The 19242-nt window shown below is 71.5% G+C and carries 19 protein-coding genes; 12 read left to right on the forward strand and 7 right to left on the reverse strand.

Annotated elements, in window-relative coordinates:
* Positions 1 to 3: 3 nt before the first annotated feature.
* From ybeY to ACIPTO_RS13580, 7 genes are all read left to right on the forward strand, one after another.
* On the forward strand, positions 4 to 501 hold the full coding sequence (gene ybeY, locus ACIPTO_RS13550) for an rRNA maturation RNase YbeY (protein ID WP_366313656.1): 498 nt from the start codon (positions 4 to 6) through the stop codon (positions 499 to 501).
* Between the two features lie 21 nt (positions 502 to 522).
* Positions 523 to 1830 (forward strand): hemolysin family protein, encoded by a 1308-nt coding sequence (locus ACIPTO_RS13555; RefSeq protein ID WP_366313658.1) that lies wholly within the window; start codon positions 523 to 525, stop codon positions 1828 to 1830.
* Positions 1827 to 2186 (forward strand): MmcQ/YjbR family DNA-binding protein, encoded by a 360-nt coding sequence (locus tag ACIPTO_RS13560; RefSeq protein WP_366313660.1) that lies wholly within the window; start codon positions 1827 to 1829, stop codon positions 2184 to 2186. The genes ACIPTO_RS13555 and ACIPTO_RS13560 overlap by 4 nt, the downstream gene beginning before the upstream one ends.
* 222 nt (positions 2187 to 2408) lie before the next feature.
* Positions 2409 to 2762: a cytidine deaminase gene (locus tag ACIPTO_RS13565; protein ID WP_366313662.1), complete on the forward strand. Its 354-nt coding sequence runs from the start codon at positions 2409 to 2411 to the stop codon at positions 2760 to 2762.
* Positions 2763 to 2985: 223 nt separating this feature from the next.
* Complete coding sequence (locus tag ACIPTO_RS13570; RefSeq protein ID WP_366313664.1) at positions 2986 to 3471, forward strand: hypothetical protein; 486 nt, start codon at positions 2986 to 2988, stop codon at positions 3469 to 3471.
* A 173-nt stretch (positions 3472 to 3644) separates the two neighbouring features.
* A complete protein-coding gene (locus ACIPTO_RS13575; RefSeq protein WP_401191457.1) occupies positions 3645 to 4961 on the forward strand; it encodes a beta-xylosidase in 1317 nt (438 codons plus the stop codon).
* Between the two features lie 76 nt (positions 4962 to 5037).
* The gene (locus ACIPTO_RS13580) at positions 5038 to 6051 is read left to right on the forward strand and encodes a WxL protein peptidoglycan domain-containing protein (protein WP_366313668.1); all 1014 of its coding nucleotides are present in this window, start codon (positions 5038 to 5040) and stop codon (positions 6049 to 6051) included.
* On the opposite strand, the gene ACIPTO_RS13585 is transcribed toward ACIPTO_RS13580, so the two are convergent.
* Together ACIPTO_RS13585 and ACIPTO_RS13590 are read right to left on the reverse strand one after the other, a co-directional pair.
* Positions 5945 to 6283 (reverse strand): P-II family nitrogen regulator, encoded by a 339-nt coding sequence (locus tag ACIPTO_RS13585; RefSeq protein ID WP_366313670.1) that lies wholly within the window; start codon positions 6281 to 6283, stop codon positions 5945 to 5947. The two genes, ACIPTO_RS13580 and ACIPTO_RS13585, sit on opposite strands and share 107 nt — an antisense overlap.
* On the reverse strand, positions 6280 to 7599 hold the full coding sequence (locus ACIPTO_RS13590) for an ammonium transporter (RefSeq protein WP_366313672.1): 1320 nt from the start codon (positions 7597 to 7599) through the stop codon (positions 6280 to 6282). The genes ACIPTO_RS13585 and ACIPTO_RS13590 overlap by 4 nt, the downstream gene beginning before the upstream one ends.
* A gap of 174 nt (positions 7600 to 7773) precedes the next feature.
* Between ACIPTO_RS13590 and era the strand changes: the two genes are divergently transcribed.
* A complete protein-coding gene (era, locus tag ACIPTO_RS13595; protein ID WP_366313674.1) occupies positions 7774 to 8733 on the forward strand; it encodes a GTPase Era in 960 nt (319 codons plus the stop codon).
* A gap of 20 nt (positions 8734 to 8753) precedes the next feature.
* Here era and ACIPTO_RS13600 read toward each other — a convergent pair whose 3' ends face one another.
* Positions 8754 to 9608, reverse strand: a complete 855-nt coding sequence (locus tag ACIPTO_RS13600; RefSeq protein WP_366313675.1) for a helix-turn-helix transcriptional regulator — start codon at positions 9606 to 9608, stop codon at positions 8754 to 8756.
* A 123-nt stretch (positions 9609 to 9731) separates the two neighbouring features.
* Here ACIPTO_RS13600 and ACIPTO_RS13605 point away from each other — a divergent pair, with 123 nt between their 5' ends.
* Entirely contained in the window at positions 9732 to 10586 is an 855-nt protein-coding gene (locus ACIPTO_RS13605) for an NAD-dependent epimerase/dehydratase family protein (RefSeq protein ID WP_366314475.1), read from the forward strand.
* A gap of 6 nt (positions 10587 to 10592) precedes the next feature.
* Here ACIPTO_RS13605 and ACIPTO_RS13610 read toward each other — a convergent pair whose 3' ends face one another.
* The 4 genes from ACIPTO_RS13610 to ACIPTO_RS13625 form a co-directional block, all read right to left on the reverse strand.
* On the reverse strand, positions 10593 to 11888 hold the full coding sequence (locus tag ACIPTO_RS13610; protein ID WP_401191460.1) for an MFS transporter: 1296 nt from the start codon (positions 11886 to 11888) through the stop codon (positions 10593 to 10595).
* Positions 11885 to 13198, reverse strand: a complete 1314-nt coding sequence (locus tag ACIPTO_RS13615; RefSeq protein WP_401191462.1) for a GH1 family beta-glucosidase — start codon at positions 13196 to 13198, stop codon at positions 11885 to 11887. Before ACIPTO_RS13615 ends, ACIPTO_RS13610 begins: the two co-directional genes overlap by 4 nt.
* Positions 13199 to 13280: 82 nt before the next feature.
* The gene (locus tag ACIPTO_RS13620; protein WP_366313681.1) at positions 13281 to 13547 is read right to left on the reverse strand and encodes a protealysin inhibitor emfourin; all 267 of its coding nucleotides are present in this window, start codon (positions 13545 to 13547) and stop codon (positions 13281 to 13283) included.
* 71 nt (positions 13548 to 13618) lie between these two features.
* Entirely contained in the window at positions 13619 to 14686 is a 1068-nt protein-coding gene (locus tag ACIPTO_RS13625; RefSeq protein WP_366313683.1) for a M4 family metallopeptidase, read from the reverse strand.
* Between the two features lie 347 nt (positions 14687 to 15033).
* Between ACIPTO_RS13625 and leuA the strand changes: the two genes are divergently transcribed.
* From leuA to ACIPTO_RS13640, 3 genes are all read left to right on the forward strand, one after another.
* Positions 15034 to 16773: a 2-isopropylmalate synthase gene (gene leuA, locus ACIPTO_RS13630; protein ID WP_401191464.1), complete on the forward strand. Its 1740-nt coding sequence runs from the start codon at positions 15034 to 15036 to the stop codon at positions 16771 to 16773.
* A gap of 196 nt (positions 16774 to 16969) precedes the next feature.
* The gene (locus ACIPTO_RS13635) at positions 16970 to 17674 is read left to right on the forward strand and encodes a TerB family tellurite resistance protein (RefSeq protein WP_366313687.1); all 705 of its coding nucleotides are present in this window, start codon (positions 16970 to 16972) and stop codon (positions 17672 to 17674) included.
* A gap of 288 nt (positions 17675 to 17962) precedes the next feature.
* Entirely contained in the window at positions 17963 to 19159 is a 1197-nt protein-coding gene (locus ACIPTO_RS13640) for an exo-alpha-sialidase (RefSeq protein WP_401191466.1), read from the forward strand.
* Positions 19160 to 19242 lie beyond the last annotated feature (83 nt).

Genomic DNA, 19242 nt, shown 5'->3' on the forward strand with positions numbered 1-19242 from the left:
ACCATGTCGATCGACGTCAACAACGAGTCCGGAACCGAGGTCGACGAGCAGGCGATCCTCGACATCGCCCGCTACGCCCTCGCGCGGATGCGCATCCACCCGCTCTCCGAACTCTCGGTGATCGTCGTGGACGAGAACGCCATGGAGCAGCTCCACATCCAGTGGATGGACCTGTCCGGGCCGACCGATGTCATGTCCTTCCCGATGGACGAGCTGCGTCCGCCGAGCAAGGACGACGAGGAGCCCCCGCAGGGACTGCTCGGTGACATCGTGCTCTGCCCGGAGGTCGCCAAGAAGCAGGGCGCCGAGGCCGAGACGCGGCACACCATGGACGAGGAGCTCCAACTCCTCACCGTCCACGGTGTGCTGCACCTCCTCGGCTACGACCACGAGGAGCCGGACGAGAAGGCCGAGATGTTCGGCCTCCAGGCCGCCATCGTGGACGGCTGGCGCGCGGAGAAGGGCCACACCGGCCCCTCCCCGGCGCCGACGGTCTCCTAGGGCACCGGGTCACCGCATCCCATGAGTCCTCAGATCGTCCTCGGGGCCATCGCCCTTGTCGTCGTCGCCTGGCTCGCCGCCTGCGCGGAGGCGGGCCTCGCGCGCGTCTCCAGCTTCCGCGCCGAGGAGGCCGTACGGTCCGGTCGGCGCGGCAGCGCCAAGCTCGCGCAGGTCGCCGCCGACCCGACCCGCTATCTCAACGTCGCGCTGCTGGTGCGGGTGGCCTGCGAGATGGCCGCCGCCGCGCTCGTCACCTACGAGTGCCTGCACGTGATCCACGGCACCGCGCCCGCGCTGCTCGCCGCGATCGGCGTCATGGTCCTCGTGTCGTACGTCGCGGTGGGCGTCTCCCCGCGCACGATCGGCCGCCAGCATCCCCTGAACACGGCCACGGCGGCCTCGTACGTGCTGCTGCCGCTCGCGCGGATCATGGGCCCGGTCCCGTACCTCCTGATCCTCATCGGCAACGCGCTCACGCCCGGAAAGGGTTTCCGGCGCGGCCCGTTCGCGTCCGAGGCCGAGCTGCGGGCGCTGGTGGACCTCGCCGAGAAGGAGTCGCTGATCGAGGACGAGGAGCGCCGCATGGTGCACTCCGTCTTCGAGCTCGGCGACACCCTGGTGCGTGAAGTCATGGTCCCGCGCACGGACCTGGTGGTCATCGAGCGCTACAAGACGATCCGCCAGGCCCTCACCCTCGCGCTCCGCTCCGGCTTCTCGCGGATCCCGGTGACGGGCGAGAGCGAGGACGACATCGTCGGGATCGTGTATCTGAAGGACCTGGTCCGCAAGACCCACATCAGCCGCGAGGCCGAGTCCGAGCTGGTCTCGACGGCCATGCGCCCCGCGACCTTCGTCCCGGACACGAAGAACGCCGGTGACCTGCTGCGCGAGATGCAGCAGGAGCGCAATCACGTCGCCGTCGTCATCGACGAGTACGGCGGCACGGCCGGCATCGTCACCATCGAGGACATCCTCGAGGAGATCGTCGGCGAGATCACCGACGAGTACGACCGTGAACTCCCTCCGGTGGAGGAGCTGGGCGACGACCGCTACCGGGTCACCGCCCGCCTGGACATCGGCGACCTCGGCGAGCTGTACGGCTTCGAGGCCTACGACGACGAGGACGTCGAGACCGTCGGCGGCCTGCTCGCGAAGGCCCTGGGCCGGGTCCCCATCGCCGGCGCCTCCTCCCTCGTGGAACTGCCCGACGGACGCGGACTGCGCCTCACGGCGGAGGCCTCGGCGGGCCGCAGGAACAAGATCGTCACGGTGCTGGTGGAGCCGGTGGACCCGGCCGAGCCGCCCGAGGAGGAGACGAAACCGGAGTGAGCCCCGAGCAACTGCGCGCGTTCTGCCTGTCGTTCAACGAGGCGGTCGAGGAGTTCCCCTTCAGCCCGGAGATGTCCGTGTTCAAGGTCCTGGGCAAGCTCTTCGCCCTGACCCGCCTGGACGCGACGCCCCTCACGGTCAACCTCAAGTGCGACCCGGAGGACGCGCTCCGGCTCCGCGAGGAGCACCAGGGGCTGATCGTCCCCGGGTACCACATGAACAAGCGGCACTGGAACACGGTGACGGTGGACGGGGGCCTTCCGGACCGGCTGCTCAGGGAGCTGGTCGAGGACTCCTACGACCTGGTGGTGGCCGGGTTGCCGAGGGCGGAGCGGCTGCGGCTGGACCGGCCGTGAATCGGGGCGAGTCGGTGGTCGTCGGCCGGTGCATGGACGGGGCGGGGCATCTCAGCGCGCCGGCCGCGGAGCGGGCCGCCGAGCTGACCGGCATGCTGACCGATCCGTCGATCCGGGTGGTGGACCGAGGTCCCGGCCGCCGACCGGCCGGGCGCGGCGGGCGGTGCGGGGCGGTGGACCCCGTGGCGGGAGGAGTCTCCCGGTCCTTCGTATGCTCTGTGCATGACCGAGAGCAGCGCGCTTGACCCCGAGGACCGCAAGATCGTCACCCTGGCCCGTTCCGCGCGGGCCCGCAACGGTGTGCCGGAGGGCGCGGCCGTACGGGACGAGACGGGACGTACGTATGTCGCGGGGACGGTGGCCCTCGACTCGCTGTCGTTGAGCGCGTTGCGGACGGCGGTGGCGATGGCCGTGGCGTCCGGGGCTAAGTCCCTTGAGGCGGCGGCGGTGGTGACGGAGGCGGAGTCCGTGGCCGCGGAGGATCTGGCGGCGGTGCGGGATCTGGGCGGGCCGGAGACGCCCGTGCTGGTGGCCGGACCGGACGGGGTGGTGCGGTCGACGGTGACCGCCGGCTGAGCCGTGCGCGGGGCGACCGCCGCGCCCGTGTCCGGAAGTAGCCCGTCCGGATTTCGCCCTTGCTCTCCCCGCGCCTCCCGCGCATCAATGGAACCGTACGTTCCGACGGTCCGTCAGATTCCGCTCGCGCGGCGCACCGCACCGTGTCCGCGAGGGATCCTCGACGGGTTTCTCCCGTCCGTCCCCACATGGCATTCCCCGACACGGGAAGGGAACCGGATCCATGAAAGGCAAGCTCAGAAGCAAGCGAATCGGCACGGGTGCGGCACTGGTGACGGGGGTCCTCGCGGCCGCCTCGCTGGCGTTCGCGCCCACCGCGCTCGCCGTCACTCCCCAGACGGCGACGATCACCGCGGACTGCGGCATCTTCGGCGGCGGCGACGCCACCATCACGGCCACGCAGGACGGCACGGCGGCCACGGTCACCGTCACCTCGTCCATCACCGCTCCCCTGGCCCTGTCGCAGGACTCCATCTCCTCCACCTTCACCTTCGTGAACGCGAGCGGCGGCACCACCGTCTTCAGCGGGACGAGGAACCCGGCCATGGCGACCGGTGACGCCGTCACCGTCGGTCCGCTCGACGGGACCGTGGCCTCCGGCGACAGCCTGGAGGCGTACGGCGGCTCGCTCCAGATGACCATCTTCGGCATCGCCGTGACCTGCACGGCCACCGCGCCGCAGTCGCCGGGCCCGTTCGTGTTCGACTGAGAATTCCCCCCACGGCTCCAATCGGGCCGTCGGTTCCCGCTGCCGAGCAGGAACTGACGGCCCATCAGTTTGTTCGTCCATCTCCATTGACTTCTCACGCGATCCCCACATCAATGCCCCCTGTGGGCGCGGACGAGCCGCTGTGCCCACCGTCCTCAGGAGGGGGCACAGCCATGGCTACGACATCCCGAAGACGCCGTTGGGCGTCACTGCTCGGGGTGACCGCGCTCGCGGTCGCCACGGGCGGTGCGCTGGCCTGTCCGGCCGGCGCGTCGACGAACGTGGACTTCGCCACGCACTGCATCCCGCCGGCGATCGCGGGCATCCCGCCGATCGACGGCACCACGACCGCCGCGATCACGGTCGACAACACCGCTCCGAAGGTCGGCGACACCGTCACCGTGACGTACACGGTGGTCACGCCGGCCGCCAGCAACCCGACCGCGATCGCCCTGCCGGCCGACATCATGACGCCCACCGGCACCGTCACCCTCGGCGGGGCGCAGACCGGCAGTCTCACGGTCGCGGGACCCAAGAAGAACGACCCGGTGCCGGGCAACGGCGCCTTCCCGTCGTTCTCCATGACCGGCACCTTCACGGTCACCACCCCGGGCGCGATCACCCTCTCGCCCGGCGACTACAACATCCACACCAGCTACATCCTGGAGCTGGACACCCCCTGCACGGTGATCAACCCGCCGGCGCCGGTCTCCGAGACCGTCACCGCGACGTCCACCGTGCCGGTCAACACCCGTGCGATCAGCCTGGGTTCGGCCTCGGGGAACGCCGGTGACAGCGTCGCCGTGACCGGCAGCAACTTCACCCCGGGTGCCACTGTGACCCTGGCCGGGCGGTCCGGCAGCGCGCAGACCGCGGACACGGCGACCGTCACGGCCACCAGCGCCGGCACCATCAGCGGCTCGCTGGTCGTCAACGACAAGACGACGACCGGGATCGTGGCGTACGAGGGCAGCGCGTGGAGCACCGACCTGGGCGCCGGTCCCGCCGCCTACGTCGTCAACGACACCACGCCCGTTCCGCCGGGCAGCCAGAAGCTGACGACGACCGTCAAGGCGGGCACGCTGTCCATGGCGCAGGCCGGGGACGCCGTGGGCCTGTCCGCGGTCGACTTCGGCAAGGGCGGTGCCTCCACGGGCGCCCTCAACACGGTGACGGTCCAGGACTTCCGCGGCGGACCCGCGGGCTGGTCCCTGACCGGCAAGGTCACCGACTTCACCGGTCCCGGCGCCAAGATCGATGCCGGGGCGCTGAGCTGGACCCCCGCCTGCGCCACCAAGGCGGGCAGTCCGAGCACGTGTGTCGCCGGTTCGGCGGGCACGGTGGGCACATCGGGAGCGACGCTCGCGTCCACGCCCGACGGCACGCTCACCGGCGGCCAGTTCACCGTCGACGCCGGACTCTCCCTGAACGTACCGGCGTTCACGCCTCCGGGCTCGTACTCCGGCGTTCTGACGCTCACGCTCACCTGACCGTCCCGCTCGCCTCCGGTGGCCGGGCGCCCGCACCCGCCCGACCGCCGCACCTCGTCCGTGGGGGTCCGCACCCATGCGCAAGCTGTACGTCCTCCTCCTGAGTCTCTGTTTCGGCCTGCTCGCCGCGCCCGCCGGTCACGCGGCGGACAACGGCAGTTGGTCCGTCTACCCGGCCGCGTCGCAGATCGCCGCGCGGCCGTACTTCTATCTCTCCGCCGACCCCGGCCAGACCGTCCGGGACAAGGTGGTCGTCGCCAACAAGACGGCGAAGCCGCTCACCTTCCGGCTGTACGCGGCCGACGCCTACAACACCGCGCGGGACGGCGGGTTCGCCGTGCGGACCATGAAGGAGACGATGCGCGGGGTGGGCGCCTGGGCGAAGCCCGCCAGGTCCCGGGTGACCGTGCCCGCCCACAGGACGGTCACCGTGCCGTTCACCCTGCATGTGCCCGAAGGAGCCGAACCGGGCGACCACCCGGGCGCGTTGGTCGCCCTCGACGAGCATGTCGACAAGGGCGACGGCTCCCTCGCCCTCGGCGTGCAGCGGGCCGTCGGCGCCCGCGTCTACCTCCGGGTCGGCGGTCCCACACTGCCCGCGCTCGCCGTGGAACACGTGCGGGTCTCCCACCACCAGCCGCTGGTACCGGGGTTGGGCAACAGCGACGCCACGATCTCCTACACGCTGCACAACACCGGGAACGTCACCCTCGATCCGAAGGTGACGCTGAAGGCACAGGGCCTGTTCGGTCGTACGCTGCTGTCGCGCGGACTGACGCGCATCCCGGCCGAGTTGCTGCCCGGCCAGCGCGTGCGGCTGAGCGAGCCGTGGAAGGGAGCGCCCCAACTCGACTGGGGGGACGTCACGCTGACCGCGAGCGCGCCGGGCACGAAGCAGTCGGCGAGCGCGTCCTTCTTCGCGCTGCCGTGGCTCGCGGCGGCGCTGCTGCTCGTGGTCGGGTTCGTCGGGGGAGCGCTGGCGGTCAGAGCGCGTCGGGGCCGCGTTCGCCCGTCCGAACCCGTACGACCGTCTCCACCGGGACCGACCACACCTTCCCGTCCCCGATCTTCCCCGTCTGCGCGGCCTTGACGACCGCGTCGATCACCGCGTCCGCGTCCGCGTCGTCGACGACGACCTCGATCCGCACCTTCGGGACGAGGTCGACGCGGTACTCGGCGCCGCGGTACACCTCCGTGTGGCCGCGCTGCCGGCCGTAGCCGCTGGCCTCGGTGACGGTCAGGCCGTGCACGCCGAGCTCCTGGAGCGCCGTCTTGACCTCGTCGAGGCGGTACGGCTTGACGATCGCGGTGATGAGCTTCATGCCTGGGGGCTGACCTTCTGCGTGGAGGGGAGGGTTGCGCCGACCGGGGCTCCGTGGCCCAGGACGCCGTGATCGTATGCGCTCTCGGCGTGCACCGTAAGGTCGAGCCCGGTCCGCTCCTCCTCCTCGCTCGCCCGCAGCCCCATCACCCGGTCGAGCAGCTTCCCGATGCCGTACGTCATGAGGAACGCGTACGCCCCCACGGCGACCACGGCCACCAGCTGCCTGCCGAGCTGGGCGAGCCCGCCGCCGTAGAGGAGGCCCTCGGGGCCGCCGGTCATGGAGGTGACCGCGAAGACGCCGATCAGCAGGGTGCCGATGACGCCGCCGACCAGGTGGACGCCGACGACGTCGAGCGAGTCGTCGTAGTTCAGCCGGAACTTCCAGCCGACCGCGTACGAGCAGACGGCGCCGGCGGCCAGGCCGACGACCAGCGCGCCGAGCAGGGAGACCGAGCCGCAGGACGGGGTGATCGCGACCAGGCCCGCGACCGCGCCGGACGCGGCGCCCAGGGTCGTCGGGTGGCCGTCGCGCCGCTGCTCGACGAAGAGCCAGCCGAGCAGGCCGGTGCAGCCCGCGGCGAGGGTGTTGAGGAAGGCCGCGGCGGCGAGGCCGTCGGCGCCGAGCGCGGAACCGGCGTTGAAGCCGAACCAGCCGAACCAGAGCAGCCCCGCGCCCATCATCACCATGGGGAGGTTGTGCGGCCGCATCGCGTCCTTCTTGAAGCCGAGCCGCGGGCCGACCACCAGGCACAGGGCCAGCCCCGAGGCGCCCGAGGTGATCTCGACCGGCAGGCCGCCCGCGAAGTCGAGGGCCCCGAGGTGCGCCGCGATCCAGCCGCCCGGACCCCACACCCAGTGCGCGACGGGAACGTATACGAGGAGCGCCCACACCGGCACGAACACCAGCCACGCCCCGAACCGCACCCGGTCCGCGACCGCGCCGCTGATCAGCGCGGCCGTGATGATCGCGAAGGTCAGCTGGAAGGTGGCGAAGAGGAGCGTGGGGACCGTGCCGTGCACGCTGTCCGGGCCGAGGCCCGCCATGCCGGCGTGCCGGAGTCCGCCGAGCAGTCCGCCGCCGATGTCGTCGCCGAACGCGAGCGCGTAGCCGCCGGCCAGCCACACCACGGTGACCAGGGCGATCGACACGAAGCTCATCATCAGCATGTTGAGCACGCTCTTCGTGCGGACCATGCCGCCGTAGAACAGGGCCAGGCCCGGGGTCATCAGCAGGACGAGGGCGGTCGCGGCGAGCAGCCAGGCGGTGTCGCCGGTGTCGACATGCGCGGCGGCTTCGGTGACGGGGAGGGTCACGGTCGTCTCCAACGGTGTGGGGGCTCGTCAGAGGGTCACCGGCCCGGGTTTCCGGTTGTGCACGGGGATGTTTCCGTGACGTTTCATTGCCGCGGGGTTTCCGAAGCCTCACCGTGCGGGGCACGGGTGGACTGTTGTGCGGCGGGAGCTTGTGGATCAGGGACAATGGGCGCCATGAGCGTTCGTACCCCGTCATCCAAGCCGTCTGCGTCGTCGGAGGTTCCCCACCGCGCCGGCTTCGCCTGCTTCGTGGGCCGCCCCAACGCGGGCAAGTCCACCCTTACGAATGCTCTGGTCGGCCAGAAGGTGGCGATCACCGCCAACCAGCCGCAGACCACGCGGCACACGGTCCGCGGCATCGTCCACCGGCCGGACGCGCAGCTGATCCTCGTGGACACCCCGGGGCTCCACAAGCCGCGCACGCTGCTCGGCCAGCGGCTCAACGACATCGTCCGCACGACATGGGCCGAGGTCGACGTCATCGGCTTCTGCCTCCCGGCGAACGAGAAGCTCGGCCCGGGTGACCGTTTCATCGCCAAGGAACTCGCGTCCATCAAGAAGACGCCGAAGATCGCGATCGTCACGAAGACCGACCTGGTGGACTCGAAGGCGCTCGCCGAGCAGCTGATCGCCATCGATCAGCTCGGCAAGGAGCTGGGGTTCGAGTGGGCGGAGATCGTGCCGGTCTCGGCGGTCGCCGACCAGCAGGTGGACCTGCTCGCCGATCTCCTCATCCCGCTGCTCCCGGAGGGCCCCGCGCTCTACCCCGAGGGCGACCTCACCGACGAGCCCGAGCAGGTCATGATCGCGGAGCTGATCCGGGAGGCCGCGCTGGAAGGGGTGCGGGACGAGCTGCCGCACTCCATCGCCGTCGTGGTCGAGGAGATGCTCCCGCGCGAGGACCGGCCCGCCGACAAGCCGCTCCTGGACATCCACGCGTTCGTCTACATCGAGCGGCCCAGCCAGAAGGGCATCATCATCGGCCCCAAGGGCGCGCGGCTGAAGCAGGTCGGCATCACGTCGCGCAAGCAGATCGAGGCGCTGCTCGGCACGCCGGTGTTCCTCGACCTCCACGTGAAGGTCGCGAAGGACTGGCAGCGGGACCCCCGACAGCTGCGGAAGCTGGGCTTCTAGAGGCGGCCGAGCCGGGGCGCTCAGCCGGTCAGGTGGGCCGGGGACAGGTCCTGGAGGCCGATGACCCTCAGCAACCGGAGGCGTTCGTACGACTCCGTGCCCGGGCGGGCCGTGTGGATGATCAGGAGATGGTGGGCGTCCTGGTTCAGCAGGATCTCGCAGTCCAGCTCCAGGAGGCCCACCTGCGGGTGCCGGAAGCGCTTGGTGGACCGACGGCGGACGGCCACCTCGTGGTCCTCCCACAGCCGGGCGAACTCCGCACTGGACGAACGGAGTTCGGCCACCAGCGCGGCCGGCTCGGGATCGTCGGGGCGGGCCGCGGCCACCGCCCGCAGGTTCGCCACGTGGAGACGGGCGTGCTCCGGCACGTCCTCCGGCGGGAACATCTCCCGGGCGGCCGGGTCCAGGAAGAAACGCCGGAGCAGGTTGCGCTCCCGGGGCGGCCTCGCCATCGCGTCGCCCGACAGCGCCCGTGACATCGCGTTCTGCGCGATCATCTCCCCGCAGTCGCTCGACACATGGGCCGGGGTGTCGTGCAGCCGGTCCAGCACCAGCAGGAGACCGGGGCGCAGATGCCCCGTCGGGGCGCCCCGGCGCGGTGGCTCCTCACCGGTCAGGTGGAAGAGATGGTCGCGTTCGTCGTCCGTCAGGCGCAGCGCCCGCGCCAGCGCCGTCAGCATCTGGCGGGACGGCCGCGGGCCTCGGGACTGCTCCAGCCGCGTGTAGTAGTCCACGGACATGCCGGCCAGCTGGGCCACCTCCTCGCGGCGCAGCCCGGGCGTACGGCGGCGGGCGCCGGCCGTGAGGCCTACGTCGGCGGGGTCCAGGCGGGCCCGGCCCCGGCGCAGGAAGTCGGCGAGTTCGGCTCGGTTCACGCTTCCAGGGTGCGCCCCTCGGCCCGGCTTATCCAGGGACTGCCGATCCCCTGATCGGAAGGTCTCTCCCGGCGGCGCCCGGCCCGTCCCAGGCTGGTGGCAACAGATCGTGAGGAGCAGATGATGTTGACACTGGTGACAGGCTCGACGGGTCAGGTCGGACGGCGCTTCGTGCCCAGGCTGCTGGCGCAGACCGGGCCGGGCGAGCGCGTACGGGTACTGGTCCGGGACGCGGCCCGCGGCGAACGGTTCGCGGAACTGGGCGCGGAGGTCGTCCTCGGTGATCTGCGCGACGAGGACGCCCTCGGCAAGGCGGTCTCCGGCGTCGACGCGGTCGTGAACGTCGCCGCCTCCTTCCGCGGCGTACCGGACGAGGAGGCCTGGGCCGTCAACCACACCGCCGCGGTCGCCCTCGGCCGGGCCGCCCTGGCCTCGGGCGTAGGCCGCTTCGTCCAGGTCAGCACCGGGATGATCTACGGCTCGGGACGCGGCCGTCCGCTGTCCGAGGACGACGAGAGCCGCCCCGGCGGCCAGATGTGGGGCGCGTACAACGAGTCGAAGGTGGCGGCCGAGCGCGAACTCCTCGCGCTCACCGACATGGACGTCCGCGTCGCCCGGCTCCCGTTCGTCTACGGCGAGGGCGACCCCCACCTGGCCAACTGCCTTCAGTGGGCCGCCCACTGGGCCTCGAACCAGCGCCTCCACATGGGCCACCACGCGGACGTCGCCCAGGGCCTCCTGCGCATCCTGCACGCCCGGGGGATCGCCGGCCGCGTCTACAACATCGCCGACGACGCCCCGGTCACCGCGGTCGACATCCACCTGCTCAACGGCGTCGAGATCCCCGCCGAACTCGCCCGGAACACGGACCCGGACCCCTGGTTCGGCATCATGTCCACGGAACGCATCCGCCGCGAGCTGGGCTACCGCCCGATGTTCCCGACGGCGTGGTCGGCACGGGACGCCGGCGTGCTCTGACCCGCCTCAGTCCACCCCGCGAATCCGCCGCACCAGCAGCGCCCCCGCCATCCCGATCACCGCCGCCACCAGGTACAGCACCCGGTACCCGCCCAGATACGTCACGATCGGCGCGGCGAGGGCGGGGGCGGCGACCTGGGGGAGGGCGTTGGCGACGTTGATGACGCCGAGGTCCTTGCCGCGGTCCAGGGCCTTCGGGAGCACGTCTGTCATCAGGGCGAAGTCGACCGACGTGAAGACGCCGAAGCCGATGCCCAGGAGCGCCGCCGCGAGGATCGCGCCCGGCCAGGTCTGCCAGCCCGCGAGCGCGGCCGTCGCCACCGCCATCAGGACACCGGACCAGATCACGAACGGCTTGCGGCGGCCGATCCGGTCGGACCACACCCCGCCGACCACGACGGTGGCCAGCAGCGTGAGGCTGTTGACCGCCGTGAGGATCAGCACGCCCTGGTCGGGGTCGTGGTAGTGCAGACGGTCGCGCAGGTAGTAGAGGAGGTACAGCAGCACCAGCGCGTTGCTCAGGTTGATCAGGAAGCGGGTCAGCCACGCCCAGCCCAGGTCCGGATAACGGCGCGGGCTCAGCCAGAACCCCCGCACGAACCCCGGCCAGGACCACACCGGCCGGTCCGCCGGGGCGAGCCGGAGATCCTTGTGGCGCAGCACGTACGGCAGCACGCCCACCGCCGTGAACACCGCGCACGCCGCATAGCCCGCCCCGATGCCCCCGGCGGCCGTCGCGAGACCCGTGCCGCCCACCACGCCCAGGATCTGCGCGGCACCCAACCAGCCGCCCACGGAGCCCCGTTGGAGCCGCGGCACCCGGTCGGGCACGGCCGCCGTGATCGCCGCGAAGGCCGCGTTCAGGGTGAGCTGGACCAGGCACCAGCCCACCGCCATCGTCCACACCCCGCCCGCGCCCGCGAGCAGCAGCAACGACAGCGCCCCGCCCGCGGCCCCGCCCACGATCCACGGCGTACGGCGCCCCCAGCGTGCCGTCGTCCGGTCGGACAGCGCGCCGAAGAGCGGATTGGCGACCAGCGACACCAGCGCGCCCGCGCCGGTCACCCACGCGAGCATCGTCTCCTTGGACATGCCGGTGCCGGGCGCGAAGTCCTTGGCCTGCGAGGCGAGCAGGATCTGCAGCGGGCCGTACCAGCCCACCCAGATCGCCCCGTTGGCGAGGGAGAGCGTGGACGTCCAGCCCCGGCCCACCCGTTCGACGGGCTCGGTCAACGCGGAAGCCGAAGCGGCCGTGTGCGGGGCCGGGTTGCCGTCGTCCACCGAACTCCCCGTCGTCGTCATCTCTGCGCCCGCAGCATGCCCTGGAACCAGCCGTACGACGCCTTCGGGGTGCGCTCCCGGGTCGCGTAGTCGACGTGGACGAGCCCGAAGCGGCGCTCGTAGCCCTCGGCCCACTCGAAGTTGTCCAGCAGCGACCACACGAAGTACCCGCGTACGTCCACGCCGGCCTCCAACGCCCCGTGCAGCGCCCGGACATGGCTGTCGAGGTAGGCGATCCGGTCCTGGTCGTCGATGCCGTCGTAGGAGCAGCCGTTCTCGGTGATGACGATGGGCGGGAGGCGGTCGCCGTAGCGGTCGCGGAAGGTGGTGAGGAGTTCGGTCAGGCCCTCGGGGACCACCGGCCAGCCGAAGTCGGTGACCGGGACGTCCTCGATCTGCCGTACGGAGAAGGGGAGTTCGGCGGGGAGGGTGAGGCCGCCGAACTCGATCTCCGCGCCCTGGGGCGCCCCGACCCGGCTCGGCGCGTAGTAGTTGACGCCGTACCAGTCGATCGGCTCGGCGATCACCTTCAGGTCGGACTCGACGTCGCCCGGCATCAACTCGCTGAGCCCCGAGGGGTATTCACCCAGCAGCAGCGGGTCGGCGAAGAGGCGGTTCAGGAGCAGGTCGTAGAAGTCCGCCGCCTCGACGTCCTCCGGCTCCTGCGAGGCGGGCCAGGTCGGGCCGTGCGAGTTGGCGATCCCGATGTCGGTGGCACCGGCCGCGCGCAGGGCCCGTACCGCCAGGCCGTGCGCCAGGAGCTGGTGGTGGGCGACCGGCAGCGCGTCGAAGAGCAGGGTCCTGCCGGGAGCGTGCGCGCCCAGCGCGTGGCCCAACAGGGTGTGTTCCGCGGGCTCGTTGAGGGTGATCCACTTCGTCACCCGGTCACCGAGCCGCCCGGCGACGGCCGACACGTACTCCGCGAAGTGCGACGCCGTGTCCCGCCGCAGCCAGTCCTGCGTCACCGGGAGGTCCCAGTGGAACAGGGTCGGCACCGGGCGCACGCCCGCCGCGCACAGGTCGTCGACGAGGCGGTCGTAGAAGTCGAGGCCGCCGGGGGAGTTCACCCGCGGCCAGGAGACCGAGAAGCGGTACGCGTCCACGCCCAGGTCGGCCAGGAGGGCCACGTCCTCGCGGTGGCGGTGGTAGTGGTCGCAGGCCACCGCCGCCGTCGAGCCGTCCTTGATCCGGCCCGGCTCGGCCTCGAACCGGTCCCAGACGGACGGTTCGCGGGTGTCCGCCGCGCCCTCGATCTGATGGGCCGAGGTGGAGACGCCCCAGAGGAATCCGGCCGGGAAGCGGGGTATCGGGTTGCCTGCATCAATCGCCATGCGCCGGATCATCGGTACCGGCGGTAACGGGTGTCAACGGGCGGGCGTGAACGCGCGGTTGCGCCCGCCCGAGGACGTCCGCTCAGGCGCCTTCCTTCAACACCCGTGAGATCAGCTCCCGTTGATCGTCGGTGAGCCGGGGGTCGGCCGTGTGCACCGTCTTCCCGTCCACCGTGATCTCGTAGTGGAAGCCGTCCGGGACGCCGGTCGGAGGCGTGCTGTGCCCGGCGGCGACCGCCCGTTCGGCCAGCGTGTGCCACTCGTGGGCGTCGGGCCGCGTCGAGGTGTCGACCTCGCCGCGGCGCTGGATACCGCCGAAACCACCCGTGCGCCGTACCTGAATACGCATGGGCCCCTGTCTAGTACGGATACGGGTCCTGCGCGACCGCCGTGCCCGCCCCGGCGCGGCGACCGCCGCGGCTAGGAGGTCGGCACTCCGACCTGTTCCCACGCCTTCGTCACGGCCTGCGACTCCTCGCCGCCGTCCCCGAACCGGGCCTTCGCGGCGGCCACCGTGAGCTTCGCGAAGTCCGCGAACAGGGCGTCCTTCTCCAGCTCGCCGCCCGTGAGGACGTCGTACCAGATCTGGCCCGCCTTCTCCCAGGCGTGCCCGCCGATGGCGTCGGCGACCAGGTAGAAGGCGTGGTTGGGGATGCCGGAGTTGATGTGCACGCCGCCGTTGTCGCTGCCCGTGTCGACGAAGTCGTCCATCGTCGCGGGCTGCGGGTCCTTGCCGAGGGCGTCGTCGTCGTAGGCCGTGCCCGGCGCCTTCATGGACCGCAGGGCGACACCCGAGACGCGCGGGGCGAGCAGGCCCGCGCCGATCAGCCAGTCGGCGTCGGCAGCGGTCTGGCCGAGCGTGTACTGCTTGATGAGCGAGCCGAAGACGTCCGAGATCGACTCGTTCAGCGCGCCGGACTGGCCGAAGTACGTCAGGTTCGCGGTGTACTGCGTGACGCCGTGGGTGAGTTCGTGGCCGATGACGTCGACCGGGATGGTGAAGTCGAGGAACAGCTCGCCGTCGCCGTCGCCGAACACCATCTGCTCGCCGTTCCAGAACGCGTTGTCGTACTTCACGTCGTAGTGCACGGACGCGTTGAGCGGCAGGCCCTGGCCGTCGATGGAGTGCCGGTTGAAGGCCTTGAGGTACAGCTCGAAGGTGGCGCCGAGACCGGCGAAGGCGCGGTTGACGGTGGCGTCCTTGCCGGGGTCGTCGCTCTCGGCGCGCACCTTCTTCCCCGGCAGGTCCTGCTTGTGCCGCGCGTCGTAGATCGTGCGCTGCGGCTTGTCGGACGCGACCGGCGCGGCGAGCGACGGGGCGCCGATGACGGTGGTCAGCCGGCGGTGGGTGCGTTCCCAGGCGTCGCGCTCCAGGGTCTCGCGGGCGGGACCGGAGAGCGTGGGGTCCTCGTGCTGGGCGAGCTTGTCGAGGACGTGTGGCGGGACGATCGTGCAGAAGACGGGCTCGAAGCCCCCGTGAGTCGTCATGCCCGGCACGATGGCACTCCGTTAGCAACATGTCACTACGCGCGACCTTGATTGGTGAAATGTGAGGATCCCGCGCTCGATGACGGTCGCTCTGTGTTATCGACCGGCGCCCGAGTGTGGCCTGCCGCCCGGTTCCTTATGCTCCCGGAGGGGGTGCGGTCCCGCATGCTGATACGGGGCCACGTGTCCACGGCGGCTCGGCTAGCATGCTTCGCATCATGCGTTTCGGGCTGCTTCTCCTTAGCTGCCGCGGCGAGGGCCTGTAAGTCGAGGCCGACCCCCTCCCCGCGGAGTCTGGCGTTGCGCCGTCGGCCGTCCTTCAGGACACCACGAGGAGCCCACGCATCATGGCAAGCAGCCACACTCGCGCCAATCGCCAGCAGCCCAGTGTCATGCCGGTGCACAAGTACGGCCAGTACGAGCAGGTCGACATCCCCGACCGCACCTGGCCCCAGCAGCGGATCACGGTCGCCCCCCGCTGGCTCTCCACCGACCTGCGCGACGGCAACCAGGCCCTGATCGACCCCATGTCACCGGCGCGCAAGCGCGCGATGTTCGACCTGCTGGTCAAGATGGGCTACAAGGAGATCGAGGTCGGCTTCCCGGCCTCGGGCCAGACCGACTTCGACTTCGTCCGCTCGATCATCGAGGACGAGGGCGCGATCCCGGACGACGTCACGATCTCCGTGCTGACCCAGGCCCGCGAGGACCTGATCGAGCGGACCGTGGAGTCCCTGAAGGGCGCCAGGCGCGCCACCCTGCACCTCTACAACGCGACCGCGCCCGTCTTCCGCCGCGTGGTCTTCCGCGGCTCCAAGGACGACATCAAGCAGATCGCCGTCGACGGCACCCGTCTGGTGATGAAGTACGCCGACGTACTGCTGGGCCCCGAGACCGAGTTCGGCTACCAGTACAGCCCCGAGATCTTCACGGACACCGAGCTGGACTTCGCGCTGGAGGTCTGCGAGGCGGTCATGGACGTCTGGCAGCCCGGCCCGGGCCGCGAGATCATCCTCAACCTGCCCGCCACCGTGGAGCGTTCGACCCCGTCGACGCACGCGGACCGCTTCGAGTGGATGGGCCGCCACCTGTCCCGCCGCGAGCACGTGGTGCTCTCCATCCACCCGCACAACGACCGCGGCACGGCCGTCGCCGCCGCCGAGCTGGCGCTGATGGCCGGCGCCGACCGCGTCGAGGGCTGCCTGTTCGGCCAGGGCGAGCGCACCGGCAACGTCGACCTGGTCACCCTGGGCATGAACCTGTTCTCGCAGGGCGTCGACCCGCAGATCGACTTCTCCGACATCGACGAGATCCGTCGTACGTGGGAGTACTGCAACCAGATGGAGGTCCACCCGCGCCACCCGTACGTGGGCGACCTGGTCTACACGTCCTTCTCCGGCTCCCACCAGGACGCCATCAAGAAGGGCTTCGACGCCATGGAGGCCGACGCGAAGGCCAAGGGCGTCACCGTCGACGACATCGAGTGGGCCGTCCCGTACCTGCCCATCGACCCCAAGGACGTCGGCCGCTCCTACGAGGCCGTCATCCGGGTCAACTCGCAGTCGGGCAAGGGCGGCATCGCGTACGTCCTGAAGAACGACCACAAGCTGGACCTGCCGCGCCGGATGCAGATCGAGTTCTCCAAGCTCATTCAGGCCAAGACGGACGCCGAGGGCGGCGAGGTCACCCCGAAGCAGATCTGGGCGACCTTCGAGGACGAGTACCTGCCGAACCCGGACAACGCCTGGGGCCGGATCCAGGTGCGGACCGGCCAGTCGACCACCGACACCGACGGCGTGGACACCCTCACGGTGGAGGCCACCGTCGACGGCGTCGACACCGTCCTGACCGGTTCCGGCAACGGCCCGATCTCCGCGTTCTTCGACGCCCTGGGCTCCGTCGGCATCGACGTACGGCTGCTGGACTACCAGGAGCACACGATGAGCGAGGGAGCCTCCGCGCAGGCCGCGTCGTACATCGAATGCGCGATCGACGACAAGATCCTGTGGGGAATCGGCATTGACGCGAATACGACACGTGCGTCCCTGAAGGCCGTCGTCTCGGCCGTCAACCGCGCCACCCGCTGAACCATCCTGACCGGCGGTTTACCCGTCGTCCAAGGGCCCCGTACGCCGCTCCCCGGCGGGCGGGGCCCCGTCGTTTCCCGGCCATTCGATGTGCAGGTCACGGGAAGGTCTCGTCCTGGGTACTGACTCCGGCTCGACAATGTGGCTAACATCACGCCAGCGCGGCGATGTTGCCGCGGCGTTACGGAGGTGCGACGTGCTGCCAGAACGGGGACGAAACGGCCGAGTTGTCCATGAGGGCCGTCCAGCGCGCGTCGTGGGCATCCGTACCGCGTGGACCAGCGTCGGAGACGGGGAGTTCTTCTGCCCCGGCTGCGGAGGCGACCGCAACTACCAGCGGCTCACCGGACGCCGCCGCTTCACCCTGCTCGGCATGCCGGTGCTGCCGCGCGGTGACACGGGCCCGGTCGTCGAGTGCGCCGCCTGCCAGGGCCACTACGGCACCGACGTCCTCGACCACCCCACCACCAGCCGCTTCTCCGCGATGCTCCGTGACGCCGTGCACACGGTCGCCCTCGCCGTCCTCGCGGCCGGCGGCACCTGCGCCCGTACGTCCCTGGAGGCCGCCGCGGGCACCGTGCGCGCCGCCGGCTTCCAGGACTGCACGGAGGAACAGCTCGGCGCCCTCGTCGAGGCCCTGGCCGCCGACACCGGCCGCGTCTTCGGCGAACCCAGCGGTGCCGGCCTCGCCATAGAACTGCACGAGGCCCTCGACCCGCTCGCCCCCCACCTCGCCCCCGCCGGACGCGAGTCCATCCTCCTCCAGGGCGCCCGCATCGCGCTGGCCGACGGCCCCTACACCCCCGCGGAACGCGACGCCCTCGCCACCGTGGGCGCGGCCCTCACCATCTGCGGAGACGACGTGACCCGACTGCTGGCGGCGGCGCGCACGCCGTCGTAGGCGGACCCGCTCCCCGAACCCGCCCGTCGGCGCGGACACTCGTCCGGCCGAACTCCTCGCCGCGGTCCGCCGCGTGCCGCCGCGCGCGCGGACGCGGGGCGCTCATCCCGGCCGACATGTGAAACGCGCACGTCAGGCATGCCCTGGGCGAGTTGGGGCGGGGCGGCCGGGAGAGACGGCGTCGTGCCGTGCGCGCCGGAGGCCGCGCGTCCGGGCCGGTGACTGCGGGGAGGCTGGGACGGACAAGCCGGCGTCGTCCCGCGCGGGCGACCTCCGCAAGGGAGAGCGATGACCATCCTGAGCCGCACGCTGCTCGTCACCGCCGTACTGGCCGCGCCGTTCGCGGTCGGCGCGGTGCCCGCCTCCGCGCACTCCGGCTGCACCTCGTCCGTGCCGTACGTCTCCGGTGACGGCGGCTACGACACCTACCGCATCCCGGCGACCGTCGTCACCGGCCGGGGCACGGTCCTCGCCTTCGCCGAGGGGCGGCACAACAACGCGGGCGACACCGGCGACATCGACGTCGTCCTCAGGCGCTCCACCGACGGCGGCTGCACCTGGGGCCCGCAGGCGGTGATCGCCGCCGGGGACGGGGACACCCGGGGCAACCCGGCCCCCGTCGTCGACCCCCGCACCGGAGCGATCGTGCTGGTCACCTCCTACAACAGCGGGACCGTGACCGAGGGCCGGATCATGCGGGGCGAGGTCACGCCGGAGCAGAGCAGGCGGGTGTTCGTGCAGCGCAGCTGGGACGACGGGCGGAGCTTCACCCCTCCGCGCGACATCACGGGGCAGGTGAAGCCGCCGAACTGGCGCTGGTACGCCACCGGGCCGGGGCACGCGGTCGCGCTCACCCGGGGCCCGCACGCGGGGCGGCTGGTGATCCCGGCGAACCACTCCGCGGCGCCGCCCGTCGGTTCGACCGACACCGGCCAGGAGGCCAGGTACTACGGCGGCCACGACCTGTACAGCGACGACGGGGGCGAGACCTGGCGGCTGGGGTTCGTGGACGCGGCCTACACCGGCGTGAACAACGCGAACGAGTCCTCCGCCGCCGAACTCCCCGACGGGCGGCTGTACTTCAGTGCACGTGACCAGCTGGGCACGAGCACCGGCAACCGGCTCGACACGTACTCCGGCGACGGGGGCGCCACCCTCGACCGGCCCTACGAGGTGCAGCACACGCTGGACGACGTGCCGGTGGTCGAGGGCAGCGTCCTCCAACTCCCCGGCGCCGGCGCCCCGTTGCTGTTCTCGGCACCGTCCGTGCCCCACGTGCGCCAGGGCATGGCGGTGTGGCGGAGCGCGGACGCCGGAGGGAGCTTCGTGAAGGCGGTCACGCTGTCGGGGGAGTGGGCGGGGTACTCGGACCTCGTACGGGTCGGGCCGGACACGGTGGGTGTGCTGTACGAGACGGGAGCGACGAGCGCCTACGACACCATCGTCTTCCGCCGCCTGCCGACGGCGACCCTGTCCGCCCCCTGACTCCCTGACCCCCTGGGGACTCCGCCCCCGGACCCCCGGACCTTGCCCGCCCACCGCCCGTAGCGCCCGAGACCAGTGGGCGG

The organism is Streptomyces sp. NPDC090083 (genome assembly GCF_044747445.1).
Classification (GTDB): domain Bacteria; phylum Actinomycetota; class Actinomycetes; order Streptomycetales; family Streptomycetaceae; genus Streptomyces.